We start from the raw sequence: 26,094 nt of genomic DNA, 5'->3' as shown, positions 1-26,094 counted from the left end.
TTTTACGTTCGGCTAAAGGCCAGGAATCCCCTCAGTCTTCGCCGGGTCCTTCCTCATCCGCCGTCCATTTCTTCTCCAGCAGGCGGTCCGCCAACTGGCCGAACGGCTCCGGCTGAAGCAGCTCCACAGGCGAGAAGCCCTTGTCAAAGGTAAAAGAAGACCCCTCGATGACAAGCGCGTAGCGGTCGCCGAACGTTGCGATATGAATTTTGTCTCCGTAATCCGCCAGAAACCCTTTGACATAGGTATCGCCGATCTTGAACTTCAATTCGATTTCCGGCTTGATGTCGATGATCCGCGACGCCGCCTCAATCACTTCCCCAGGCTCCCACTTGTGCTGAATGTCGCGCTTCTCGCTGGCCGCCCACAGCTCCAGGTCACGCTCGGTCTGCTGGCGCTCCTCATGGGTCTCGTCCGGCCATTTGGTCTCCACGTAGCTCTGCACATACTCCATCACCTGATCGTTCACGATTTCGGGGATGGACTGCTCATAGGTCACGAACTTCAGAAAATCCTCGAAATAGCGGGCATGCGAGGACTGATGGATCTTTAGCTCCCATTCCTCTAGCATGCCTTCCTCCGGCATATAAGGATACTGGATCGACTTCATGTTCCGGGCGCTGATCGCCATCTCCACCTCGCTGATCAGGCTGCGCTCATCGGAAACACGGGCGATCTTCGACTCGAAATCGCATTTCATGATGAACACGAACGGATCATCGCCATGGGTGCGCAGCACAGCCTGGGACAGAATAAGCGCTCCTCCGCGAACGGCGCTCGTATCCAGATAGCTTCGCACCAGATCGTCCCCGAAGTTGTGGAAGGATTCCGCGTCATCCGCCGCGCGCAGCCGCGTAAGGCTATTGAAGTTAGGGTTGCTGTCCAGGTCATATCCCGGCTCCACAAGAAAACGCCCGATCTTGGTCGGCGCCTGCTCGGAGTTCGGATTCTTCTCCACCCTGCGTTTCGCTATCCGTGTGAACTCGCCGTCCAGAAACTTCTTGATGTCGCTGTGCTCATACTCTTCTTCATCCAGGGTCTGGTAATGCTTGTACGATTTCGCCCCCTGCCCTTCATTGCCTTCGACCTGAATCACATAAAAGGACAGAAACTGGACATTGAATTTCATCTATGCAACCTCATTTCCTGTTGACCGGTTATTCATGTTATAAGGTTAGAGCTGGAGCTGAAGGCGCGACATGGCTTCTTCTTTTTCCCTGTCCGTAATATGGGTGTATACCGTGGTCGTCTGGATGGAGGAATGTCCGAGCAGCTCCTGCACCGTCCGCAAATCGGCGCCCTTCCTCAGCAGCATCGTGGCAAAGGAATGCCGCAGCTTGTGGCTCGACAAGGAACCCCGGCGAGCAGCCAGAATCCCGCTCTGAAAGCGCTGAAAGGTCTCGGACGCAATGCCCTGAATAGCGCGGATCGAGAGCCTGCGGCCCTTTTGCGAGATGAACATCGCCTCTTCCCTGCTTCCGCGCCAAGGCGTCAGCCTCTCCTCCAGCGCATGGTCCAGGTAGGGGGCGACATCCCCGGGTACGGGAACATTCCGCCATTTCCGGCCTTTGCCGAAGACCCGAAGCGTGCGCCGCTCCGGATGATAATCTCCCAAATTCAGTGTATGTACTTCTCCGACGCGCAGGCCCATATAGGCCATCAGCAGGAAGACCGCCAGATTGCGCTGCTTGTATTTCCCGTCCACCTGGGCCAGAAAGAGCCGAATGTCGTCCTCGTCCAAATAGACCGGCTCCCGGTTCTTCTCGGTCCTGGACTTTTTGATCCCCGCAGCGGGATTGCCGCTTAAGAACTCAAGCTCGATCAGCGATTTGAAGAAGCAGTTGACGGACGCATGCTTGCGGTTCCTTGTCGTGTCGCTGACTCCGCGTTCGCGCATGGAGGTGAGGAAGGAGATCACATGCAGTTTTTTGACCGTATGCAGCTCTTTGCCGTTCAGACTGCTTAAGAACTGCCGAACATCGGACAGATACGATTTCCGGGTATAGGGCGTGTAGCCCGCATCCTTCATCCAGACGGTAAAAGCTTCGAGTTCTTCTTCATAGTCCGGCAGCATTTCGTTCATAACCATGGCTCCTTCCCCAAGTATCGGTCCTTCATTATAGCATAAAATAGAAACCGGGATCGAAAGTTAATCCAGAGTTTTCTTAAATCTCATTGAGGCAATCAGGAGCATGGCCAGGGTAAATGCGCACAGTATAGCGACTTGCGTTGACAAAAAATCAAGTCCCACCCCTTTCACCATCACACCGCGGGTTATTTCTATAAAATAGGTCAAGGGAATTACATAGCTTACGATCTCTATCCCGAAAGGCATCGCTTCCCTTGGAAATATGAATCCGGACAATAGAACGCTCGGAAGCAAAATTAGCGAGGTATAGTTCATTGCCTGGACCTGGGTTTTAGCGATTGTTGAAATAAGGATACCTATGGACAGCGTACATAGCACAAAAAGAAGACCGAGCAGCAGCAGCAGCGGCAAACTGCCGGCAATATGGACTCCGAACAGCAGGATACATATTGTCAACGAAAACAAAAATCCAATATAACCGATGATAATATAAGGAATCAATTTGCCAAAAATCAGCTCTGGCGCTTTAATTGGCGTAACCATCAATTGCTCGATTGTTCCCTTTTCACGTTCCCGGACCAGTGTGAATGCCGACAGCATAATCGTAATATTCTGTACAATTAAGGCGATCAGTCCCGGAATGCTGAATACCGAGCTCTCCATTCCCGGATTGTACCTGATGGATGTTGTCATAGACGGCTCGCTGCGGTCTGCAATTTGTCCATTCCCATTAGCATGTTCCTGCGCCTGAACGCTGATATAATCCTTCCAGATTTGCGCGGCGCTGTTTAATGCAGCATTCGCTACTGTCGGATCGGTGCCGTCAACCAGAAATTTTACGCTTGATGCATCTCCTGATTGAATGGCCTGTACATAGTCGGGAGGAATAATAATCCCTGCGCGTATCTTGTTCGAGTCAAATAAATGAGACATATCCGGCAGCCCGGAAACCCCATAAGCATTCACAAAGAAGCCGGAATTCGCAAACCTGCTTACCAATTCCCTGCTTTCATGAGACTTGCTCTGATCAAAAACAGCCATCTTGATATGATCCACATTACTTTGCACGGAATATCCGAACAGCACAATCCAAACAATCGGAATGACAATAGGAACCTTTATGCTCACGGGATCTCTAATAATCTGAAAGAATTCTTTTTTTACTATAGACCAGAACCTTTGAAAGCTAAAGCGATTGTTCATTATTCTCCTCCTCTCCCGTGCCCTCACCGTCCCCATTCATGCGGTTGACATAACGAACGAAGACATCTTCAATTCCCTTGACCTGTTCCTGCACTAAAAGCTGCTGCGGCGATACCACTTCACCAATCATTCTCCCATTATAGATAAACCCTACCAAGTCACAGCTTTCCGCTTCATCCATGTAATGTGTCGTAATCAGAAACGAGGTTCCCTGACCTGCAAGCTCCCGGATGATTGCCCAAAACTCTCTGCGTGATAAAGGGTCCACACCGGCTGTCGGTTCGTCCAGTATCATGAGCTGCGGCCGATGAATCATCGCGCATCCAAGCGCCAGCCGCTGCTTCCATCCACCCGATAATTGCCCCGCCAGCCTTTTCTCCTTACCCTCAAGTTTGGCCATCTGCAATAGCTCCTGCTTTCTTGCGTCACGGGCTGACTTGTTCAAGCCATAAATACCGGCATAAAAGTCTAAATTTTTCTCCACGCTCAAATCCTCGTACAGACTGAATTTTTGCGACATGTAGCCAATATTTTGACGGATATAATCCATATTGGTATGCACTTCTTTATCCAGCACCCGCACACTTCCTTTCGTCGGAGCCAGTACCCCGCACAGCATACGGATCGTCGTTGATTTACCGGACCCGTTCGGGCCCAGGAAACCAAAAATCTGATTTCTGGGAACACTGAAGCTGATATTATCGACCGCGATATAGTTATCAAAATGCTTACTCAATCCTTCTACCTGGATCGCATATTCCATAGCTGCCTCCTACTTCAATTCAATGACTGTGTCCACAGTCATTCCGGATTTTAAGTCCTTCTGTTTCCCATCAACCTGCACCTCGAACTTAAAGGCCGAGTTGTCATCCTCGTCCGAGGCTTGAATAAATTCGGATGAAAAATCGGCTTTCCCGGCAATAAAAGTAATGGTTCCGGACAGCTCCTTGGCGGATATGACTTTGGGATTGAGGCTCAACTTTTGATTTAATTGGATGCGGTTTACATATTTTTGCGGAATATAAAAGGTTACATTCATGTTTTCCGGATCAGTCACTGCGGCAACAGCTGTTCCACTGTTAATTAAGTCTCCAACCTGTACCAGCCGATTGGTGTAAATCCCGTTAACCGGCGAAGTGATTTTATGTTTATTAAGGACAAGCTTAGCTTGTTCCAACTGGGCTTTAGCCGCATCTGCTTCCGCTGTCAATTGAGTGATAACACTATCGGAAGTATTTTCGTTATCCTTAGCCTCATTCAATTTCGCAACTGTTCCACGAACGACCGCTTCCTGTTCCTTAACCACCAGTTGCTGCAGAGCTGAATCAGTGACAAATAGAATATCGCCCTTTTTTACATAATCGCCTTCATTTTTTAGCTGTTCGGTAACTCTACCCGCAACTTCGCTCCTGACCGTATAATCTTCGCCCTCTACTATGCCGCTTAACGTAACCCTATCAGGTGAAGATGAACAGCTTGCTTCAAGTAATGAGCAGAAGACAAGCACAACAGTCAGTACCCAATTATTTCTTTTTTTCATGTTCAAGATAACTGCATCTTTCATTCCGTAATCCTCCTCATTAGGTTTTCTGCCCGTCATTGACGGCTGACAAAATCTCTATGGTTCCATTCATTCCGTTTATTCTAACTCTCTGACCTGTCTGCAATCGAACAGTGGCATTATGAACTCCGACAATTGCAGGTACTCCATACTCCCTGGCAACGACCGAACCGTGAGTCATCATTCCTCCCACTTCCATGATAAGTCCTCCCGCAATAAGAAAGAGCGGTGTCCATGCCGGGTCCGTAGCGGGACATACCAGGATATCTCCGGGAGTCAGCTGGTTATCATACGGATGATGCATCACGCAAATTCTGCCTTCGGCGATTCCTGGAGATACAGGATTCCCCGATATGAAAGAATGATGTTGCTCATCCATGGCGGGATGCTCGTCATAAAAGGCGGTTCCATCACTTAGCAGCACACGGGGAATCCGTTTGCGCCTCGTTTCTGAAGCATATTTTTCTTTACGTTCGGAGATGGTCCGCTTCCAAATATTCGACTTCTTCAACTCGGAATCCTCAATTATTTCTCCTACTTCCTCAAGTCGCAAGTAAAAAATATCTTCTGCGGCAGTAAGAACTCCCTCCATTTTCCATACTTCTCCTATACTCAATAGCGCTCTTCGCATCTTATTAAGCAAACAGACAATTGCAAATTTCGGGGTTTCTCGCAGCCCGCCCAGAAGCCGAAGTCGTTGAGCGGCTATTGCAGCCATCCTGCTTTTTAGATTGTTTACAAAGCCTTTGCCAAAAACGGACTTCAACCTTTGCTGTGCGTCTGTTGCCCTCGCCTCACCATCACGGTAGAGTTCAAAAGAAGAATCGCTCTGTCCTTTTACTTCCAAATAACTTTTCAGTACCAGAAATATAGGAGTCGGATCGTCAACCCACCTGTTCCGGCCGATGTCAATCTCTGCCACTCCTCTCATGCCGTAATTTTTCAAGAACTCGGAAATCAGGTTTTGAACGGCATGCGGGAGTGTTTTCTTCAAATAGCAGGAGGATAGTTCTGCTGCAGTTAATTGGTTTATCCGCTCATAACTTGCCTGATCCTTTTTCAATAGGGAAGATATCTTCCATAATTGAGAATCCATTTCTGAAGTGATATTGTTGGGAAGGCTTCTTGTAAGCTCCAAAGAAAGTTGTAACCCATGGGGCAAGGGTGCTGTAAGTTTAAATAATATCTGCATTGGAATATGACCGGACAAGGTGCCCGGCAACAATTGGCTGAAAAGGAGCTTCGGTAAAGCTGCGCTAAGCCGTTTAAGCAGAAGATAGTTCGTCACGGGAGTCCCGTTGTTCTCTTCTTCATGCAGGGATAAAGACGAGTCTATCGTTTGCTGCAATTTTGTATGTACATTCTTAGGGAACAATAAATTTCTTGCGGCTCCAGCAAATGTTTGCCCTAAACGATACAAAAGTACCGGTTTTAACAATAGTTTCAATGAATTAACCGGATTGGCCCGGAAATGATTCTCTGCCATAATCCTCTTCAAAATATGATGGATAGTGGGGTCCAGCGAAGACATAATTGCAAGAATGATCTTGCGGCCTATTTTATCTTTCATAAATGGCGTAATATTCACATAAAACCGTTCAGCCGCTGTATAGAAAGCATGTTGATGGGATGTGAACTCCTTAAATCCTAAAAATCCTGCGATGTCACCGATAAATTTTGATAAAACACTTTGTCCCATAGGTGTAATAGGGTCCATAACTCCCTGCCAGGAGGCAAAGGAGAACCAAATGCGGGAGGCTGGTTTCTCATCATTGATCTGATTTTTGAGATGAATTTGCGGTATAGGAAATAAAGAAGTTATTGGGCGTGACTGAACAATATAAAAAGCGCCTTGCTCATCCATCGTCCACTCCACATCCTGTGGATTTTTAAAATAGTTTTGTATTTTTTCGGATATTTTTGCCAATTCCATAATTTGATGTTCATTAAGCACCTGTACACCGGAAGCGTCTGATTCCATAACAACTTCCGTTCCTCCAACGGATTTGCCTCGAATGGTCAAGCCCTTAATACCCAAACGTATGGACACAATTGAAGGAATGGAAGTATCTACAACATAGTGATCCGGTTCCACTTTACCGGAGACTAATGCTTCCCCCAGCCCAAAGGAGGCATCAATTACAATTTCGTTTCTTTTTCCCGTTAAAGGATTAGCTGTGAATAGAACACCGGATGCTTTGCTGGCTGCCATATGCTGGACCACTACGGCTAAGGCTTGACTCTCATGCGGAATATCGTTCCTGTTACGATAACCAATCGCTCTTGCAGTCCATAAACTGCTCCAGCATTGAATAATGTAATGAAGTACCGATTGAATGCCCTGAACTTGTAAAAATGTATCCTGTTGACCGGCAAAGGACATCCCCGGAAGATCCTCGGCTGTTGCTGAAGATCTGACGGCGACAGGACAAGTTTCACCGACTTGTGAATTTAGATGATGATAGGCCTGGCGTATCTCCTCTGCAATCTCAACTGGCATATCCCCTTTATCAAACATTGCCCTGATCTCTGCTTCGACAGTATTTAGATATCCTGTGGAGCTATTAACGCTAGACAGAACCCTGTTTATTCCCGCTTCTAAATTGTTGCTTTTTACAAAATGCCAATAAGCTTTCGTCGTAACACAAAAGCCCTGCGGAACGATGAAGCCGCCTTTGAGCAAAGCACCCAGGTTAGCCGCTTTGCCTCCAGCCAGGATGATGGAATCCGAGTCTATTTCATCCAAGAACTTAATATATTCCAAAATGTCACCACTTTCTATCCCGAACTCCGTCATGTTGTTCCTGCGTAATAATCCCATTTAAAAAAATATCCAACATCGAATCCGTATTACTTCGCAGCAGATCATCCGTAAGTCCGCCTATATAAGAAGCAGCGTATGTTCCATGTATAAGGTTCATTAGAACCACTGCCGCTTCGCGAGAGTTTACCAAGCGGAATTCCCCTGCTTGTATCCCTTGTTCGATAGCCTGGGATAAAAGAAAAAGATATCGTTCGTAGATTGGCATTAAGTCAAGTTTGATTTGACTCCACCGAACCGGGAGTTCCTGACGAACCAACTGGATTACGGAAGAGAATTCATGCAAAAAAGTAATGGTGATTTCTACGGCTACCCTCAGTCTAACCTTCGGCTCGCTTACTTCAGCGATGGTTTGGACTACGGTATGAAATTGGGACACAGCCTGCTCCAGCAGCTGCTGAACAATCGCTTCTTTATCAGGAAAATAATGATAGATAGTCGCTTTTGCCAAGCCGGAATGTTCGGCTATTTCCCTGACCGAAGTTCCTTTATAGCCTTGTTGGCGAAAAAGTTTACTTGCAATCTCCAGTATTTTATGAAACGAATTGTCAATAATAATCCACTCCTATGCAATCATCAACCGACCGTCCGGACGGTCGGTTGCATAATGCTATTTTATTACAATTATTGAATATGTCAAACAAAATTTTATTTTTTTGTTTTGGTGTAAATTTAAATTATTTACATAAATATATGCGTATGTTAATCTACCATTAACAAACACCATAAAATACATAATATAACATCACTCAAACATTCAGGGGGTAGAGGTTTGAATACTAGGAAAATAAAAATATTGGGAACTGGCAAGTACTTGCCTAAAAAGGTAGTGTATTCCTCCGAAATTGATCACAAGCTCGGATTACCTGAGGGATGGACACAGAAAAAATCAGGTGTTTCCCATCGCCACTATGTTGAAACAGAATCCACATCGGAAATGGGAGCCAATGCCGCTAGGGAGGCGGTTAGGGATGCAGGTCTAAAGTTGGAAGATATTGATTGCATAGTATCTGCCAGTGGAACTTCTGAACAACCCATACCTTGTACCGCAGCTCTCATCAAAATCAAACTCGAAATGGGAAATTCCAACATTCCCTGCTTCGACATCAATTCAACATGTCTCAGTTTTGTCACCGCCTTGGATCTAATTTCTTTTCTGGTGCACCAAAGGAAATATAACAAAGTTCTTATCATATCCAGTGAAATAGCTTCTCCAGGTCTAAACTGGAAACAAAAGGAGAGTTGTATCCTTTTTGGTGATGGAGCGGCTGCCGTTGTAGTTGGCAGAAGCGAGGATCATGAACAATCAGAAATTACAAGCTCATTAACGGAGACATATGTAGAAGGAGCTTCGTATACAGAAATACGAGGAGGCGGTACTCGACTACCTGCCACTATGTTCAATGGCACAAATCTGGAAGAATATTTATTTAACATGAACGGACGGGCCATATTCAAGCTATCCTCAAAAGTTATCAATCGTTTTATGGATCGGCTTTTTGAAAGTACGCCTTTTAGCAGACAAGATATACATATGGTAATCCCCCATCAAGCGAGTGGATTGGCTTTGCGTATAATGCGTCAGAAGTTAGGCTACACAGATGAGAAGTTTATGAATATCATCTCCACACATGGAAACGTGATAGCGGCTTCTATACCTATGGCTTTACATGAATCCATTAAACAAAACAAGATTCAAAGAGGTGATAAATTGCTGCTGTTGGGTACCTCCGCCGGTCTTTCGCTTGGAGGAATGGCACTGGTATATTAAGGATATCATCATATTTTCTCACATCTACATCATACGAAACATCTTATAACAACCAATAACGAGATATATAATGAAAAAGCAGCCCTTTCACTTCCGTTTAGGAAGCGAAAGGGCATTATTTGTTCTCCTGCATCAAGTCAAATACTATAGCGCTCGGCTTAAACAAGAATTGCCCTGTCTTCGCCGGGTTCTTCCCCATCTTCTGCCGCACCGTTTCCATGAACGCATCAAGCGCCGGGGACTTCCATTTCTTCTTGTGATAGGCAACCTGGGTCGCCACCCGCTGGGATTCGTCATCCCAGTTCAGCCGCGCCATCGTTCCATCTGCAAGCTCCTTCAGCACCGTAACCAGCGGCAAAAAAGAAATGCCCAGTCCGGACATTACGCACTGCTTGATCGCCTCGATGCTCCAGAATTCCAGCTTCGGGTCCGGGTATATACGCCGTGCCTATTCAAATGCTGCTCGAACAGCAGCCGGTACGAGCAGCCCGTCTCGGTATGCAGAATCGTCTCTTCTTTAAGATCAAGCGGCTCGACCAGGGCGCGGTGGGCCAGGCGGTGATTCACCGGAGCGACCAGCGCCATTTCCTCCTGAACGAGCGTTTCCGCATGCAGCTCCCTGTCCTCCGATTCGGGCTGCAGCAGAAAAGCCAAATCCACCTCGCCCGATCGGATCATTCCTCGCAAATCCCAGCAGAAGCCGGGCTTCAGGATCATCTCCACCTGGGGAAACCTTTCCCGGTATTCACGGATAATGCCGGGCAGGCGAAATGCCGCCAGCGATTCGGGGGCGCCGATCTTGAGCGATCCGCCGATGCCGCTTGGCGAGCGCAGCGCATCTTCGGCCATCGCATGCATTTTGGATATCTCCTGGGCATATGGCAGCAAGCGGCGTCCGGCGTCGGTCAGGGTGATCTTCTTGCCGATCCGGTCAAACAGCGGTTGACCCAGCTCGCTCTCCAAAGCCTGGATTTGCGCCGTAATGCTGGACTGGGCGTAATCCAGTTTCTGGGCGGCCCGCGTGAAACTTCCTGCTTCCACAACAACCAGAAAAGTAAAAAGATGACGGGATTCCATCGGTGAGCCTCCTTCCATCGGAATTTTGAATGGATGGTATCTAAACATTCCGTTTTTCCAATAGAACCATTATCTGATACTCTGTAGCGGAATGCCGCAGGCGATCGCTCTATATATCGGTGCGGTGCTCGGATCGGGGGTTCTTAATTTCTTGACGGCGCTGGCCGTCGTTGGCACCCACAGCTATCTAAAAGGAAGCTCCTCCTCGCTGGTCTGGATGATCAGCAGACCTCTCGGGCACTCGGGCGGACGGGTCGCCGGGTTAACCGGGCTGTTCATCTGCACCGCTACGATTATCGCTTATGTCGGCGCCGCTTCAAGGGTAGCCTTCGCAATGGCGCGCCAGGGCCATGCCCCCAAATGGATGGGCAAGATGTCGGGCCGCTTCCATACGCCGGTCGGAGCGCTTGCCTTCCTGCTGCTGTGCTTCGCCTCGGTGCTCACGCTGTACGCGAGCGGACTTGTGTCTCTGACGACCCTCATCACTTTCCCGAACGCCACCTTCATCCTGACTTACATCGGCGGGTGCGCGGCAGGAATCCGGCTACTTAGGGGCAGCCGGTTCGGGGTGGCCATCAGCTGGATTTCCTTTACCGCGACTGCGGCCGTGTTTCCTTTTACGGGCATGGCCATTGCCTATCCTTGCGTAATCGGAGCCTTTTATTTGATGTTTATCTTTTATAAGAAGCGGAACAACCCGCCAAAGTCCAAAGCAGCTTCGCTGCGTCCGGATCAAGAAGCGGTATAAAAATGAAGAGCAGCGCAGGGATGCCCTGGCTGCTCTTGTTTATGTTAGCGATACAAACGCACTCCATTGATTACCATGGTCCGTCGTCTTCGGGATAATTTTGTATGGCCGCAACTCCATTGTCTGGACTGTAAACATGTAATCTATATGACTTTCCTCCCTCCATGTAGTAATTGGTTGTTACTTTCGGTTTATCACCGTTCGCTACTAATGTAAGAACTGTCTTCCAACTGCCTTGTTCATACGCTTCTATGCTAGCCCATACATTCGAGTAACCGCTGATCCAATATACGCTTAATCTGCCGTATTGATATTGACCATTAATAGAAAGTGATGTTTCTTCACTATTATGTACGCTTTTCGTTTGTTTTTCATTTTCAGCAAAAACCGCGGTTGCAAAAGAAAGCGTTAGGACAACTACCAATAGAAATGAGAACAATCCTTTTTTCATTTTCATCCTCCAATTGTAATTTTATAGTATTATATGAAAGTATATATAGTATTCTATTATATGTCAAACATTTACACAAAAATATAATAAAGCCCCTTCCTCATCGCATATTACGATAAAGAAGAGGCGTCCTTTTACTTCCCGTCCGACTGGCGGGCTTGATAGAACTCCACCGCTTTTTGCAGCAGCTGCTGCATGGAGCCGAAAGAGGTATTTTCCTTCACCTGCGCATCCAACTGATCCCGAGGCACCTCGGCTATCCTTTGCGCGGAATCTGCGGCGGACCCGAGTCCGGCCTTTTGCAGCAGTTCTCCAATGGACTGGAACGGCGTATATTTTTGCATAAATTCCGGGGTCAGCAGACGATCGAGAGGCAGCTTTTCGAGCAGTTGATCCAACGGGAGACTTTTTGCGATTTCCATCAGCCCGCCGGGAGCCTTAGCTTTCTCGATCAGTCCCTTCAAGTCGCCAAATCCGCCCAAGTTGAGTCCCATAGGGATATCCTCCTTCTCAATTGCTTAAAATTTGGATTATCGTTCTCTTCATTCTTACCCGGTTTCGGGTCGTATGATTCGCGATATTGCAATTAAGCGGGTTAGCCCGAGAATCATTTTTCGCATTAGTTTACATAACATTTATTATGTTAACTAATATCGCCTTGCGGATTTATTTTCCATATATAGAAACTTATTAGCCGCTTCAAGAGTCAAATACATAGCAGAACAACAAGGAGATGATTAAGTTGAAAAAACAGACTTTTATTCTGAATACTCTGCTCGCTACAGCCCTGATTGCTGCAAGTGATGGTCTTCACGGACACATCGCCGCCGCGGATACCGCAGACAGAACACCCCCCGTCGTTTCCGCCGCCGCCAACTCCACCGTTCTTGTTCTAAAGCCGCTCTGGCGGGCGCAGACAAACGGAATCGGACTTTATGATACAAAGGCTCCCGTGTCCGGCAATCTTGTGTATTATGCGGCAAGCGGCAAACTCATCGCTGCGGATCTGTCGACAGGCAAGGTGAAATGGTCCATCCCAGGAGGACAGTACCCCGAAGTGATAACCAACAATTCGGTCTTTTACATTACAAGCAGCGGCAATCTGGTCCGGGCGGATGCCCAAAGCGGGAAGATCACTTGGAAAGTGAAAGGCGTCAATCCCTTTTCAGAGCTTGGAGCGCATGCCGAACTTGTAAACGGGACCTTGATTTATTTTAACGAACACGGCGGACTCGCCGCCTACAATCCGGCAAACGGCAAGAAAAAATGGGAGAACAAGTCATTACCCATGTATGCAAGCTCCCTGGTCGGTCAATACGACGGTGTGCTCATCGTATCCAGTACGGTCGACAATTACAGGAAGCAATTTTTCGGCCTTGATCCCGCTACCGGTAGACAGCGCTGGAGAACCGAGGGCGCATACTCCTTCCTCGGCTACCGGAACGGCCAGCTCATCATGCGCCAGCAGCCGGATCTTTCGAAGGTTGCCAGCAGTACGGCAGCTCCCGGTTATTTGGTCACATTGGTTCAACTGAGCTCCCGAACAGGAAAAGTGACCCGGACGGAGAATTACACGCCTCTTGATAATGTAAGCCGACTAGGCAACAGCTTTACCGCCACTACAGGCCCCTATCTCTATACCGCCGACGGCAATCTTGACAGAAATGAGGCCATCCTTCGCCGCTATACTTTGGGTCAAGACAGCAATGCTCAGCCGGTCAGCTATGAACCGTATGGAAATTGGCTGGCCGGTCCGAACAATGGCGTAGCTTTTTTTGCGAAGGGAACCGAACTGATCGGTGTCAAAACAAGCAGCCTTGACGCGATATCCTACGGCAGCTTCCCAAGTCCTGTTTCCCGTGTTCAAACCGCGGGCAAGGGTATATTCGCCAGTTTGGATAACGGAGACTTATATCTGATCGAAGCGGCGACAGGCAAAAGACTCGGATGTATCCTGACAAATGTCACCGAGATCGGCAGCGTCTATACGGTCAAGGGCACCCTGCTCATTCAGACGAACAAGGGATTATTCGCCGCCGCACTTCCGAAATCATTGAAATAGCAAAAAATGGAATAAATCTGCCTGTCCACATCATCATCTGCATAGATAAAAATCGTTTAAATCCAAAACAGCGTATAATTTATGTTATACGCTGTTTTTTTCGGGCGTTTTTGAGGTGCTTTCTGTTCACACCTGTTGCCTTGCGCCCGCATAGAATAAGGCGGAATGAAGGAATATGGGCAAAGGTGGAATCGATATGTCCAAGAACAAACGCGGCAAAGCGCTCTGGCGCATGCCTTCCCGCGGCAGGGGAACGTGCCCCCTGTGCGGCAGCACAAGGATCAAACTGTTATACTTTGCTAAAGGATCTCAAGGTGAAAAGCTGTCGGTATGCAAAAAGTGTCAAGGCAAGCAGGCAGGGTAACTGTTCTCATTGAGCCGCAGCTCGCGGGTTATCCAAGTTTGGCTAAAGACGGGTGATCCGCGTACTGTACTTGAAAGCGGCAATGTGCAGTCCAGCCCGTTCTTTTTTCAATCCGCATACCAACTGCGAAGCTCATGCAGCTTGTCTCTAACAAATGCCCTTAGCTCCTCGGGCGCAACAACTTCGGCGCAGCCGATCAGCTCCAGGACGTCTTGGCAGGCCGCTTCATAGCCATACATATTCACCGTCAGCAGAACAGTGTCCTGCTCCCGGGCAGCGTGCAGAATCTCCAGCTTGCTCCGCAAATTCGCGCTCGGCTCTTTCACCCTGAGAACCACCGGATAGTGCTCCCGCTCTTTCCGCGACCGCTTAAAGGAATCACTCTTCCCTTTCCAATACGGCTCCAGAGAGAAATCCGCCGGAATTTCAAACGCTTCCTTCATTGGTTCAACCGCAGCAATTCGCTCGCATTTGAACGTGCGGACTTCCCCGACTTCTTCGCAGTACGCAGCCAGATACCACTCCCCCTGCTTCACCACCAGTCCGTAGGGCTGCACACTCCGAATGGAGCTGCCGCCTCCCGGCTTGCAGTAATGGATGATAAGCTTATGCGATTTCCAGACTGCGGATCTGATTTGCTCCAGGTAAGGAATGACGGGGCGCTCGCTCCACCAGGGCGTATCGTCAAAATAAAACCGGGACCTGGCCTTAAGCAGATCCGGCTTGTACTCGTCCGGCAGCGTCGTTTCCAGCTTCAGCAGCGCGCTTTGGAGCTTATGGCCGGATTCGGTTCCCGCGCCGGAATAGATGCCAAGTCCCGTCAGATACAGGTGAACGACGTCTTCATGATGCAGACTTTTCAAATCGACGGTATACCCTTCCATCAGCGAAAGTCCTCCCGCCGGACCCGGAGCGCTGACAATCGGAACACCAGCTTCAGCCAGCGCGTCCACATCGCGGTAAATCGAACGGACGGAGGTTTCCAGCGCTTCCGCCAGCTCCTTTGCTTTCAGCTTCCCCCTCGACTCCAGCAGCAATAATATCGCGACCAGCCGATGCAGCCTCATGACTGTAAAGCCCCTTTCACAGTGGACAGAATATTTTACAGAGTGATCTCCAAATCATTGCCACTCTGTTGTCAACAATACAAGTATATCATAGAGGCAGAACGGTTGAAGGAGTGGGAATGGATGAATGTAGGGGTACTCGGCACGGGATTCGGCGCGTATCACGCCCGTCTGCTGAAGACAATAGAGCTGTGCGGACGGGTGGTTGTATTCGGGAGGAATATAGACAGGCTGGAGCATTTGAAGAAGGAGCTAAGCGTAGAGATTACCGGGGATATCGACGAAATTTTGCGCGATCCTGGCATTGATGTCGTCGATCTGTGCCTTCCCTCCTCGCTTCACTGCGAGGCTGCGGTCAAGGCGCTTGAGCATAGAAAGCATGTGTTCTGCGAAACGCCCGTTTGCTGCTCCATGGAAGAAATGGCGGTCATGCTGGAAGCGGAAAGGCGCTCCGGCAAAAGAGTGCTCGTTAACCGGTTTATCCATTTTGACCCGGCCTACGCTTATTTGCGGAAATCCTGCCTGGAGGGTATATACGGCAAGCTGCTGTCTCTCACTTTAAAAAGGGAAACGCCGCCGCTCTGGGGCGACCTTGGCCTGGAAGCCCTCCCTGTCCAGCTCATGATTCACGAGCTGGACTCTATCAGCGGGATCATGAGTTCACCGGAGCTTATATCCGCCTGGGGAGCGGAATATGAGGACAAACGGCAGTCTAACGTTCGGGCGTTCTTCCGGGAGGGTGACGCTTTTGCGGAGATCGCCGCCAGTTCGGGCATGCCTGACGGGTATCCGTTTACCGTCGGTTATGAAGCGTATTTCGAGTCGGCCAAGCTGGTCTTTCATGAAAGCGACTGCGGCACCCGGTCCGATCCGGCTTTGACGGAATATACGGCTTCCGGCGAGCGGCGCCTTGCTCTGGAAGATGCCAATCCCTATGCCGCAAGCCTGGAGCACGCGCTGCGAAGCTTCCGGCAGGGCGCCGAATCATTCCTTTCTTTGGAACGCGCAGCCGGAGCATTGTCAGCGGCATTTGAAATCCGGCGGCGAATCCGGCAAAAATAGCTTGTTCTTTTCCAGCGATTAGGATATTCTGGTATAGACAACTTTATAGACACGGGAGCTCGGAAACAGCCGGGCTGAGAGGATGGCCTTATGCCATCGACCGTAATACCTGATCTGGATAATGCCAGCGGAGGAATCGTCACAGGCTTTGTATGTTCAAAGACCGCTTCTTTCGGATGCGGTCTTTTTTGGCGTACCTGGCCTCCTCTGGCGGTTCATACTAATTGGAGGAGGAAATGAAATGACAAGTCAAAGTCAAAAAGTGTATGTGAAGGGCTCGCGGGAGGATATCCGGGTGCCTATGCGAGAGATTTCGTTAAGCGCCGGAGCTAACGGTGAAGCGGCAGACCCTCCTGTAAGGGTATATGACGCAAGCGGACCTTATACCGATGCGCACATAAGTACGGATATCCGGGAAGGACTGTTCCCGCTCCGCCGGAGCTGGATATTGGAACGCGGCGATGCCGAGGAGTACGAGGGCCGGAACATCAAGCCCGAAGACAATGGATTAAGACGCGAGGAACAGGACTCTTCCATAGAGATATATCCGGGATTGAAGCGGCGGCCTCTGCGCGCAAAGAGCGGCGCCAATGTAACGCAAATGCACTATGCCCGCAAAGGCATCATCACGCCGGAAATGGAGTTTATAGCCATTCGCGAAAATGTCGATCCCGAATTTGTCCGGGACGAAGTCGCCAGCGGCAGAGCGATTATTCCCTGCAACGTCAATCATCCGGAGAGCGAGCCGATGATTATCGGCCGGAACTTCCTGGTCAAGATTAACGCCAATATCGGCAATTCCGCCGTATCGTCTTCCATCGACGAAGAGGTAGAGAAGATGCACTGGGCTACCCGGTGGGGAGCCGATAACATTATGGATCTTTCGACAGGCCGCCATATTCATACGACCCGGGAATGGATCATCCGCAACTCCCCGGTTCCGGTCGGCACGGTGCCGCTCTATCAGGCGCTGGAAAAGGTCGGCGGTCAGGCGCATGAGCTGAGTTGGGAAATTTTCCGCGATACGCTGATTGAACAGGCGGAGCAGGGTGTCGACTATTTCACGATCCATGCGGGCGTGCTGCTGCGCTATGTCCCTTTGACCGCCAAAAGGGTTACGGGCATTGTGTCCCGGGGCGGCTCGATCATGGCCGCCTGGTGCCTCGCCCATCATGAGGAGAACTTCCTCTACACGCATTTCGAGGAAATCTGTGAAATCATGAAGGCTTACGATATCGCATTCTCTCTTGGAGACGGCCTGCGTCCAGGCTCCATCGCCGACGCCAATGACGAAGCGCAGTTCGCCGAGCTGGACACCCTGGGCGAGCTGACCGAGATCGCCTGGAAGCATGATGTCCAGGTCATGATTGAAGGGCCGGGCCATGTCCCGATGCACAAGATCAAGGAAAATGTGGACCGTCAAATGGAAGTGTGCAAGGAGGCTCCTTTTTACACATTGGGGCCGCTCACGACGGACATTGCGCCGGGCTATGACCATATTACCTCCGCCATCGGCGCGGCGATGATCGGCTGGTTCGGCACCGCCATGCTCTGCTATGTGACCCCCAAAGAGCATCTGGGACTTCCGAACAAGGAGGATGTCCGCGAAGGCGTTATCGCTTATAAAATCGCGGCGCACGCGGCCGACCTGGCCAAAGGCCATCCCGGCGCCCAGCAGCGGGATGACGCGTTGTCCAAGGCCCGGTTCGAATTCCGCTGGAAGGATCAGTTCCAGCTGTCGCTCGATCCCGAGCGGGCGATTGAATATCATGACGAGACCTTGCCCGCGGAGGGCGCCAAGACGGCGCATTTCTGCTCCATGTGCGGGCCGAAATTTTGCAGCATGCGAATTACGCAGGACATCCGGGAATATGCCAAGCAGCATAATCTGGAGGACAGCGAAGCGATTGAGCGGGGAATGAAAGAGAAATCCGAGCAGTTCGCAGAGGCGAAGCACGGTTTGTACCTCTAGTTCGCCTCGCCCGGAAAGTTATGGGGCCCCTTCCGCTACTGGCGGGAGGGGCCTTCTTTGTTCAGCCACATGGCCCGATCATGACCTCTGCGGCGCCGGAGGGTCAAGCCTGCCTGTTCTTGTCCGCGCTCTTGACCCACAGCTTGGAAATGTCCAGGAAGCCGAACAGGCCGGTATGCAGCCCGAGCAGGCTCTGGCTGAGCGTCGCCCGTTTGTTGAGATGGCAGCCGTGGAGCAGCCAGAAGTTGTCCCGGGCAAGCTGTTCCGCCCGAAGGAGGCTTGCGGCGCGGTCACACGGGGAGAGCTGAAATACATTCTCCAGTTCTCTGTCCAGCATATCGCTATTCGCGCGGCCAAGCAGCAGGTGCGGATAATTCCGCTCATTTTTGTAGAAATTCATCATTCCCCACTCCCAGTCATCCTCCAGCAGCTCCTCCGAAATAAGCAAATCGGCTTCCCGCATAATTTCCTCCGCTGACCTGCCGAATTGCAGCGGATGCAGCACAAGGTTCAGGCCGACCAAGCGGCTCCGCCTCTGCAGCCATTCGGCCTCCTCGCCTTCTTCCTTCTTGGGCGTGTAGGATAGCCGCAGCGGTTCACCGGCATATCCCGCTAGGCGCAGCAGCTTCGCGGCTTCCTCCAGGCTCCTCTCCTCGATCCGCCGCTCCTTGCTGACCCAGGGCAGGAAGCTGTCCGCAGGCGTATATCGGGTTCCCCCGAGCTCGCGAATCAGGGCGGTCCGGTCATACAGGATGCGCAGAGCCTCGCGGACCTCTTTCCGGTGATGAGCCCCTTGCCGCTGCAAATTGAACGCGATGTACCGGCAGCCAAGCGCCGCATAATCAATGCTGTTGTCATATTGGTTCAAGGGCGGCAGCTCATCGGTATCCGTCCCGGGAAGCTCGTACTGGCGTTCGCTCCCCTTTTGGTCCGGAAGAAACCAGACCTCCACCCTGTCAAGCAGCGGCCGGATGCCGTAATAGGTATCGAAGGCCGTGAGCGTGAGCACATCTTCATTAAGGTTAGCGACACGAAAAGGACCGGTGCCCACCGGGATATCCGAAACTCCCACGTCGCCGGGCAGGATAGACAGATACAGGCTCCCGGCCAGATGCAGGAAGAACAGATTCGGACGGCTGAGGCAAAAACAAATCGTATATTCGCCCTCCGTCTTCACCTCCGCGACGTCCCGGTACTGCCAGAGCGAGGGACTGTTCACCTCAAACAGCCGCTCCAGCGTATATTTCACATCACTGGCCGTCAACGTTCTGCCGTGGTGAAATCGGACACCTTTGCGAAGATAAAACGTCCAACGGGTAAAATCTTCACTATGCTCCCATGTATGGGCAAGCCCCGGAAGGAATTTGCCGTCTGCGTCATTATAGCTAACCAGCGTATCGCAGACTTGTCCAATTATGTATGCTTCAAAAGCTGTAAACACAAAGGCCGGGTCCAGCCTCCCTATTTGACGGTTGCGCATCATGCGCAGCACGTCCTGACCCGACGGTGTTTCCGGTTCGCTGTGGAAGCCCATCTGCCGGTTAAGCTCGGTCCACAGCCTTTCCCTCAAATGATGGCTGCTCGCCTCAAGCGTTCCGATCAGCTCTATCGCTTCCTTCATGTTGCCTTGGGCGAGAAGCTCCCGGAAATGCTCTTCCAGTATTTCCTCCGAACTCCGCAAAAAGCTCAGCGATGAGGCATGTCCTCTTCCCCTGCCCGGCTTCCAGGATATCAGCCCCTTCTCCTCAAGCCGCCGGAGAATGAACTTCACGTTGCGCGGCGTGCAGCAGAGCAGGCCGGACAATTGCTCAATCGTTACGCGAATTGGCTCTTCAGGTCTTCCGGGGGATTCCAAGGCGGCTGCCAACCGCATAAAATGGGCGTCGCTCAGTTCCATCTCCTCGCTCCTTTAAAGGTGAAATCATTCGGTGTAAGATTTCACTTTTCCTTCCCCTTTTTAATATTACAATTATATCTAGATTCCCTACAGGATGACAATACCAAAGCTTCGAAGGAGAACCCCATGAAACAAACATTACGCCATGTTCATCCTCTCGCCTGGACCATCATCGTCGGCACCATGTTCGGCAGGCTCGTAACCTCGATGAGCATCCCCTTTCTGTCCATCTATTTGACCAAAGTGCTGGGCGCATCGCCGGCGCAGACCGGACTCACCATAGCGGTCAGCTCGCTCGCCGGAGTCTCGATATCTTTCTACGGCGGGTACATTTCGGATATTATCGGGCGAAAAAAGGTAATGCTCGTCTCCATTTTCAGCTGGGCCGCAGTGTTCGTCGGCTTCGCCGCCGCTGACCGCCTGTGGATGTTTCTGATTGTGAATATGCTTAACGGGCTGTGCCGCGCTGTCTTCGAGCCGACCTCGCGGGCGCTGCTGTCGGATATTACGCCGGGAGAACATAAGCTGCTCGTCTTCAATCTGCGGTACGCCGCCGTGAATCTGGGTGTCGTCTTCGGGCCGATCATCGGCCTGCAGCTTGGTTCAGCCCGTTCGACCTTTCCGTTTCTGATCGCCGCCGCCGTCTATATCGCATACGGACTGGTGCTCGTCCTCCAGTTCGCCCTGCATGGCAAGAAGCTGCCCTCACGCTCCGCATCCGGCGCCCCCCGGCTAGGCGAAGCGCTCGCCGTAACAAGCCGGGACCGCGTGTTCCTGCCGATCCTGCTCGGCACCATTTTTTGCGTGCTCGGCTACGGTCATTTCGGCTCGACACTGGCGCAGTATCTGGCGCTTAACCCGCAGTTTGCGGATGGCGGCAAAGCCTTCTCCTACATGCTGTCGCTAAATGCGGTCACTGTACTTGCCGTCCAGTATCCCGTTGTCCGGACAGCCCGCCATTTTCCGCCGCTCGTCCCACTGATCCTTGGCAATATCTGCGTTTCGGCGGCTTTGATTCTGTTCGGTCTCGCCGGCGGCCTGCCTCTCCTCATGTTCGGCGTCGTGCTGTTCACCATCGGCGAAGTGCTGCTGTTCACGATGATGGACATGCTGATTGACCGGGTCGCCAAGCCGGAATGGAAAGGCACCTACTTCGGAACTATCGGGTTCAACGGCATAGGCAGCGTCATGGCCCCGATTCTCGGCGGCCTGCTGCTGGGCCGCTTAGGCCCTGAGCACGGATCTGCCCTGTTTACCCCGCTGGCTCTGATGACCGCGCTCGGTCTGCCCTTCCTTCTGACCGCTCACCGCCGTCTGGCGAGAAGAGAACGAGCCTCCGAAATAGATGGGGTGGAATACACCAAACGTATTGTGTGACTCCCTGCGGACGCCTTTCGGCGTCCTTTTTCCGGTTTTGTATGGTGGTTTGTAGGTGCGGTGTATGTTTGGAGTTTGATGGAGTAGCAAGGGAGGTGGTGATGGGTTTATTATTATGAATTTTTCATATAATGAAATAAGGGAATTTATGCTCGTTTTGCTCGTTGCGTGACCAGTTTAGACATTTAAACCTATGTTGGGCTTATATAGATCGTTTTTAGTTAACATAATATATATTTCGTAACCTTATTGGGTTATGCCTGGCTTATCGCAAAAAATAAAGCCGTCCCTTCGGACGGCTGGCTAATGTTGCAGCGGATACGTATCAGTGGACGGGCTCGCTGTAGACTTTTTCCTCGCGCTTGTTCAGAATATTCTCTTCCAGCACCGCAAATTTATCGCCGTATTCTTTGATGATATGTGTCTCTCCCCACGCGCACAGCGAATCCAGAATCGATTTCAGGCTCCAGCCGTATTCGCTCAGCTCGTATTCCACCTTGGGCGGCACTTGATTGTAGCAGATCCGGTTGACGATGCCGTGCTCCTCCAGTTCTCTAAGCTGTTGGGTCAGCATTTTTTGGGTAATCGCGGGCATTAGACGCTTCAGGTCACTCGTCCGCTTCTTGCCGTGCGTAAGATGGCACAGGATGACACATTTCCACTTCCCTCCAATGATTTCAAGGGTCGCTTCCACCGGAATATTATATTTCTTTTGAGTCATGGGATATCTACCTCCATAATTAATTTATAGGTACTAAAAAGTACCTATAGCACTTCAAAGTACGTACTGTTCAATAATGATCATTGGATACATAATAGCACTACCGGCCGGTAATTACCACATAGGAGTGAAACAATGTCAAAAGAGTCCAATCGAAGCAATCTGGCACTGCTTGCTCTGGCCATTAGCGCCTTTGCCATCGGGACCACCGAGTTTATCAGTGTGGGGCTGCTGCCTCTGATTGCTGAAGATTTTAATATTTCGGTTACTTTAACCGGATTAACCGTTACACTCTACGCGCTGGGCGTCACTTTTGGAGCGCCCATCTTAACATCGCTGACTTCCGGAGTACCAAAAAAGACTCTGCTGGCCGGAATTATGCTGGTCTTTATTGCTGGCAATACACTCGCCGCATTCTCGGGAGGCATTACACTGCTTCTCATCGCCCGCGTCGTCTCCTCTCTGTCTCACGGCGTCTTCATGTCCATCGGTTCGACGATCGCGGCGGATCTCGTGCCTGAAGACCAGCGGGCCAGCGCGATTGCCATCATGTTCTCCGGACTGACCGTGGCGACGGTTACCGGCGTGCCGATCGGCACCTTTATCGGACAGCAGCTCGGCTGGCGAGCCGCTTTCATCACGATTGTCATCATCGGGGCGGTTGCATTCATCGCCAATATGATTCTTGTCCCGCCCAACTTGCGGAAAGGCAGTAAGACTCCGCTGCGGGAGCAGGTCAAGCTAGTGACGAACGGACGGCTGCTGCTGGCGTTCCTGATCACCGCGCTCGGTTATGGCGGCACCTTTGTCGTCTTCACCTATCTGTCGCCGCTGCTGCATGACATTATGGGCCTTGCGCAATCGACTGTCGCTCTGGTCCTTCTGCTCTACGGCATCGCGATCGCCATCGGCAACGTTATCGGAGGCAAAGCGGCCAACCGTAACCCGCTCTCGGCCCTGCTGCGCATGTTCATTCTGCAAGCTCTCGTCCTGCTCGTTCTTACCTTTACCGCTCCGTTCAAAATTTTGGGGCTGATAACGATATTCGGCATGGGACTATTGGCATTCATGAATGTGCCCGGTCTTCAGATCTATGTCGTTACACTGGCTGAACGCTATGCGCCCAAAGCCGTGGATGTGGCTTCCGCCGTCAATATTGCCGCATTTAATGCGGGTATTGCCCTCGGGGCTTATCTGGGCGGGATAATTGCGGATACGCTCGGACTGATTCATACGGCATGGATCGGCGCGCTGATGGTGACCGCCGCAGTCGTGCTCACGGCCTGGAGTCTGGTGCTGGAAAGAAACAAGAACGCGTCTCCCGAAACGGAAGCAGCTCTATAATTGCCAAATTAATACTAGGAGGAATTCAAATTGACTACCAATCTGCAAAGCAAAGCAACACTTCAAGGCGGCGTTCAAATGCCCTGGTTCGGTCTGGGCGTATTTCAAGTAGAGGAAGGCTCGGAGCTGATCGCAGCCGTTAAATCGGCAATCAAGCACGGATACCGCAGCATTGACACCGCGGCCATTTACGGCAATGAGAGCGGCGTTGGCCAAGCGATCCGCGAGGCTCTTTCCGAGAATAATCTGCAAAGAGAAGATCTGTTTATCACCTCAAAGGTCTGGAATTCCGATCTCGGCTATGACGAAACGCTCGCAGCTTATGAAGCAAGCCTGAGCAAGCTGGGTCTTGAATATCTCGATCTGTATCTCATTCACTGGCCGGTGGCGGGCAAATATAAAGAGGCCTGGAGAGCGCTGGAGACGTTGTACAAAGCTGGACGCGTCAAGGCGATCGGCGTGAGCAATTTCCAAATCCATCATCTGGAGGACCTGTTCGCGGATGCGGAAATCAAGCCGATGGTGAACCAGGTGGAATTCCATCCCTATCTGACGCAAAAAGAGCTTCTGAGCTTCACCCGGGAACATGGCATTCAACTGGAAGCCTGGGCGCCGCTCATGCAGGGCGGTCTGCTTGGTCAGCCGCTGCTTGAGGAATTGGCGGCCAAATACGGCAAATCCGTCCCTCAGGTCATTTTGCGCTGGGATTTGCAGCACGGCGTCATTACGATCCCGAAATCAACCAAGGAGCACCGGATTATTGAAAATGCTTCGGTCTTCGATTTTGAGCTGACCTCCGAGGAAATGGACCGGATCGACGCTCTGAACCAGGACCGCCGCGTCGGACCCGACCCGGATAACTTCGATTTCTAATATTTTGCCAAAACCCCCGTCTTATGCATGCGAAAAGACGGGGGTTCCTTTTTTTATGTAAAGTCTGATTTTCTGTTATGAATTTTTCATATGATGAATTTAGATAACATAATCCGATCAGGACACCGGTCAGAGGCATGAAATGTGTATTTGGTTTACATAATATATATTATGTTAAACTATTGGTTATTTGGCCTGCCTCTCAGCCTGCCGCTGTCCTTCCGCCTGTACCTGCACCCGGGAGCCAACCCGGAAGAACAGCTTCAACAAGGGCGGAATGGCGAAGAAGATAAAGAACGTCCGGAACAGCTGGTAGCCCGCCACCATTGGCAGATCCGCATTTACTTCATGGGCGATCAGGCCCATTTGATCCATGCCGCCGGGGGCCGTGCTCAGCAGCGCGGTAGCCGGAGAAGCTCCGCTGCTGAGTTCAAGAAGCAAGCTTAAGAGCCAGGCTCCCGTAATCAGCAGCACACTGCTTAGGACAGCCAGCAGAAGCGTCCTCAGTTTATGTTGCAGATTTGCGGGCTTGAGCAGAAGTCCGACATAAACCCCGATCATGAGCTGCGCGGCGGCCAGCAGCGTGGAGGGGAGCGCCGGACCGGATAATCCGGCAATTTGCAGGGCAGCTGTTCCAATAGCGGGGCCAAGCAGATACGGAGTCGGAAAGTTTACCTTGCTGCCTGCAAAAGCGCACACCACACACATAGCGGCAAAAAGAATAATGCCGGGGAACAGACCGCTCCAGTCCGCATGAGCCGAGGCCAAAGCCGGAGCTGCGTCCGGGGCGCCGCCGGGAATGCCGCTTAACGGTCCAAATACAAGCAAAGGCACGGAAATGATGATCATCATCAGACGAATGACCTGGATGACCGTCACAACCGTGATATCGATTCCCTTGGTCTCTTCCGCCAGAATAATCATCTGCGTCAGTCCGCCGGGAATGCTGCCGAGCAGCACCGTTTTGTAGTCAATACCGGTCAGCCTGGCTACGACGGCGGCAATCCCGGCGCATAACGCGATCAGCGCCGAGGTCATCATCAGCATGCTCGGCAGCTCGCTGTAAATCTCCTTGAGCGCCGTCGCGGTCATCGCGAGCCCGATGGTATAGCCGACGGTCATCATCCCCGTATTCCTCACCGCCGCCGGCCAGTTGAAGCGGACTTTTGTCACATTGGAACCGATCAACACCGCCAGCATCGGTCCGAGCAGCCATGGAACGGGCAGGCGCAGCAGCATGAACAAGACTCCCCCGATGACACCGCTTAGCAGGGTAACGGCAAAGCTAACGTTGGCATTATGGCATAATGGTTTCTGCATTTTTCCGATCCTCTACTCCCAAAGATAATGTGCACAGTATAGCACTTCTAACTGCTCGATCACAATCTCATTCATCTCAGGAGCCTGGAGACAAAATTCTCGATCCGGTTCGTATATAGTCCGCCCCTGTCCCCGCTCTTGCCGGTCACCGCCCGGTAGATCAGCCTTTCCGCCAGCGACAGCTTGCTGAATTTGACCCCGTTGCCCAGCACATCCGCAAAGCTGGCCTGTAAATGCAAGCTCTCCGGAAAGGCGCGCAGCAGCTCCTGCCCGGCTTTTTCCTCCGATTCACCCGCACAAATGAACAGGCCGAT

20 protein-coding genes, 3 pseudogenes and 1 riboswitch are annotated in these 26,094 nt (G+C 51.1%); of the genes and pseudogenes, 8 read left to right on the top strand and 15 right to left on the bottom strand.

From position 1 onward, the window contains the following. Positions 1–31 precede the first annotated feature (31 nt). The 7 genes from L692_RS0100720 to L692_RS0100690 all read right to left on the bottom strand — a co-directional run bounded on the left by L692_RS0100720 (position 32) and on the right by L692_RS0100690 (position 8,197). Positions 32–1,129, bottom strand: a complete 1,098-nt coding sequence (locus L692_RS0100720; protein ID WP_025696283.1) for a DUF3900 domain-containing protein — start codon at positions 1,127–1,129, stop codon at positions 32–34. 45 nt (positions 1,130–1,174) lie between these two features. Next, positions 1,175–2,083, bottom strand: coding sequence for a tyrosine-type recombinase/integrase (locus L692_RS27450; RefSeq protein WP_084463026.1), 909 nt, complete (start codon positions 2,081–2,083; stop codon positions 1,175–1,177). Between the two features lie 66 nt (positions 2,084–2,149). Continuing rightward, complete coding sequence (locus L692_RS0100710) at positions 2,150–3,292, bottom strand: ABC transporter permease (protein ID WP_025696281.1); 1,143 nt, start codon at positions 3,290–3,292, stop codon at positions 2,150–2,152. Continuing rightward, positions 3,276–4,055: an ABC transporter ATP-binding protein gene (locus L692_RS0100705; RefSeq protein ID WP_025696279.1), complete on the bottom strand. Its 780-nt coding sequence runs from the start codon at positions 4,053–4,055 to the stop codon at positions 3,276–3,278. Before L692_RS0100705 ends, L692_RS0100710 begins: the two co-directional genes overlap by 17 nt. A gap of 9 nt (positions 4,056–4,064) precedes the next feature. Then, positions 4,065–4,856 carry an efflux RND transporter periplasmic adaptor subunit gene (locus L692_RS0100700; RefSeq protein ID WP_025696277.1) on the bottom strand — a complete coding sequence of 264 codons (792 nt, stop codon included), beginning with the start codon at positions 4,854–4,856 and terminating at the stop codon, positions 4,065–4,067. 16 nt (positions 4,857–4,872) lie between these two features. Continuing rightward, complete coding sequence (locus L692_RS0100695) at positions 4,873–7,650, bottom strand: PEP/pyruvate-binding domain-containing protein (RefSeq protein ID WP_025696275.1); 2,778 nt, start codon at positions 7,648–7,650, stop codon at positions 4,873–4,875. Then, on the bottom strand, positions 7,622–8,197 hold the full coding sequence (locus L692_RS0100690; protein WP_269636706.1) for a TetR/AcrR family transcriptional regulator: 576 nt from the start codon (positions 8,195–8,197) through the stop codon (positions 7,622–7,624). Before L692_RS0100690 ends, L692_RS0100695 begins: the two co-directional genes overlap by 29 nt. 249 nt (positions 8,198–8,446) lie before the next feature. On the opposite strand from L692_RS0100690, the gene L692_RS0100685 reads away from it, so the two are divergent. Continuing rightward, positions 8,447–9,445 carry a beta-ketoacyl-ACP synthase III gene (locus tag L692_RS0100685; RefSeq protein WP_025696271.1) on the top strand — a complete coding sequence of 333 codons (999 nt, stop codon included), beginning with the start codon at positions 8,447–8,449 and terminating at the stop codon, positions 9,443–9,445. A gap of 115 nt (positions 9,446–9,560) precedes the next feature. On the opposite strand, the pseudogene L692_RS27445 reads toward L692_RS0100685, so the two are convergent. Further along, positions 9,561–10,522 (bottom strand): annotated as a pseudogene (locus L692_RS27445) (LysR family transcriptional regulator). Between the two features lie 136 nt (positions 10,523–10,658). Here L692_RS27445 and L692_RS0100675 point away from each other — a divergent pair. Next, positions 10,659–11,270: pseudogene (locus tag L692_RS0100675) on the top strand (APC family permease); the annotation flags it as partial. A gap of 70 nt (positions 11,271–11,340) precedes the next feature. On the opposite strand, the gene L692_RS0100670 reads toward L692_RS0100675, so the two are convergent. Further along, the gene (locus L692_RS0100670; RefSeq protein WP_025696267.1) at positions 11,341–11,721 is read right to left on the bottom strand and encodes a hypothetical protein; all 381 of its coding nucleotides are present in this window, start codon (positions 11,719–11,721) and stop codon (positions 11,341–11,343) included. Between the two features lie 134 nt (positions 11,722–11,855). Then, positions 11,856–12,215, bottom strand: coding sequence for a hypothetical protein (locus L692_RS0100665; RefSeq protein ID WP_025696265.1), 360 nt, complete (start codon positions 12,213–12,215; stop codon positions 11,856–11,858). Between the two features lie 248 nt (positions 12,216–12,463). On the opposite strand from L692_RS0100665, the gene L692_RS0100660 reads away from it, so the two are divergent. Then, positions 12,464–13,783: an outer membrane protein assembly factor BamB family protein gene (locus L692_RS0100660; RefSeq protein WP_025696263.1), complete on the top strand. Its 1,320-nt coding sequence runs from the start codon at positions 12,464–12,466 to the stop codon at positions 13,781–13,783. A 471-nt stretch (positions 13,784–14,254) separates the two neighbouring features. Here the strand turns inward: L692_RS0100660 and L692_RS0100650 are convergent, their stop codons facing one another. Next, a complete protein-coding gene (locus L692_RS0100650; RefSeq protein ID WP_025696261.1) occupies positions 14,255–15,214 on the bottom strand; it encodes a helix-turn-helix transcriptional regulator in 960 nt (319 codons plus the stop codon). A gap of 123 nt (positions 15,215–15,337) precedes the next feature. On the opposite strand from L692_RS0100650, the gene L692_RS0100645 reads away from it, so the two are divergent. Next, a complete protein-coding gene (locus L692_RS0100645) occupies positions 15,338–16,276 on the top strand; it encodes a Gfo/Idh/MocA family protein (RefSeq protein ID WP_025696260.1) in 939 nt (312 codons plus the stop codon). A gap of 41 nt (positions 16,277–16,317) precedes the next feature. After that, positions 16,318–16,431: riboswitch (TPP riboswitch) on the top strand. 86 nt (positions 16,432–16,517) lie between these two features. Continuing rightward, positions 16,518–18,248, top strand: coding sequence for a phosphomethylpyrimidine synthase ThiC (thiC, locus tag L692_RS0100640; protein ID WP_025696258.1), 1,731 nt, complete (start codon positions 16,518–16,520; stop codon positions 18,246–18,248). A gap of 103 nt (positions 18,249–18,351) precedes the next feature. On the opposite strand, the gene L692_RS0100635 is transcribed toward thiC, so the two are convergent. Then, complete coding sequence (locus L692_RS0100635) at positions 18,352–20,145, bottom strand: ABC transporter substrate-binding protein (protein WP_025696256.1); 1,794 nt, start codon at positions 20,143–20,145, stop codon at positions 18,352–18,354. Between L692_RS0100635 and L692_RS0100630 the strand changes: the two genes are divergently transcribed. Continuing rightward, positions 20,125–21,522, top strand: coding sequence for an MDR family MFS transporter (locus tag L692_RS0100630; RefSeq protein WP_332258238.1), 1,398 nt, complete (start codon positions 20,125–20,127; stop codon positions 21,520–21,522). The two genes, L692_RS0100635 and L692_RS0100630, sit on opposite strands and share 21 nt — an antisense overlap. 325 nt (positions 21,523–21,847) lie before the next feature. On the opposite strand, the gene L692_RS0100625 is transcribed toward L692_RS0100630, so the two are convergent. Then, on the bottom strand, positions 21,848–22,243 hold the full coding sequence (locus tag L692_RS0100625) for a winged helix-turn-helix transcriptional regulator (protein ID WP_025696252.1): 396 nt from the start codon (positions 22,241–22,243) through the stop codon (positions 21,848–21,850). A 135-nt stretch (positions 22,244–22,378) separates the two neighbouring features. On the opposite strand from L692_RS0100625, the gene L692_RS0100620 reads away from it, so the two are divergent. Together L692_RS0100620 and L692_RS0100615 are read left to right on the top strand one after the other, a co-directional pair. After that, on the top strand, positions 22,379–23,587 hold the full coding sequence (locus tag L692_RS0100620) for an MFS transporter (RefSeq protein WP_025696250.1): 1,209 nt from the start codon (positions 22,379–22,381) through the stop codon (positions 23,585–23,587). Between the two features lie 30 nt (positions 23,588–23,617). Further along, positions 23,618–24,460 (top strand): aldo/keto reductase, encoded by an 843-nt coding sequence (locus L692_RS0100615; RefSeq protein ID WP_025696248.1) that lies wholly within the window; start codon positions 23,618–23,620, stop codon positions 24,458–24,460. A gap of 186 nt (positions 24,461–24,646) precedes the next feature. Here the strand turns inward: L692_RS0100615 and L692_RS0100610 are convergent, their stop codons facing one another. Both L692_RS0100610 and L692_RS32265 read right to left on the bottom strand, forming a co-directional pair. Beyond that, positions 24,647–25,780 (bottom strand): AbrB family transcriptional regulator, encoded by a 1,134-nt coding sequence (locus L692_RS0100610; RefSeq protein WP_025696246.1) that lies wholly within the window; start codon positions 25,778–25,780, stop codon positions 24,647–24,649. 71 nt (positions 25,781–25,851) lie between these two features. Continuing rightward, a pseudogene (locus tag L692_RS32265) lies at positions 25,852–26,094 on the bottom strand (hypothetical protein); the annotation flags it as partial.

This window comes from Paenibacillus forsythiae T98, from assembly GCF_000520735.1.
Classification (GTDB): Bacteria; Bacillota; Bacilli; order Paenibacillales; family Paenibacillaceae; genus Paenibacillus_AQ; species Paenibacillus_AQ forsythiae.
Note: the sequence above shows the minus strand (reverse complement) of the source record. Positions and strands in the feature narration are given on the sequence as shown.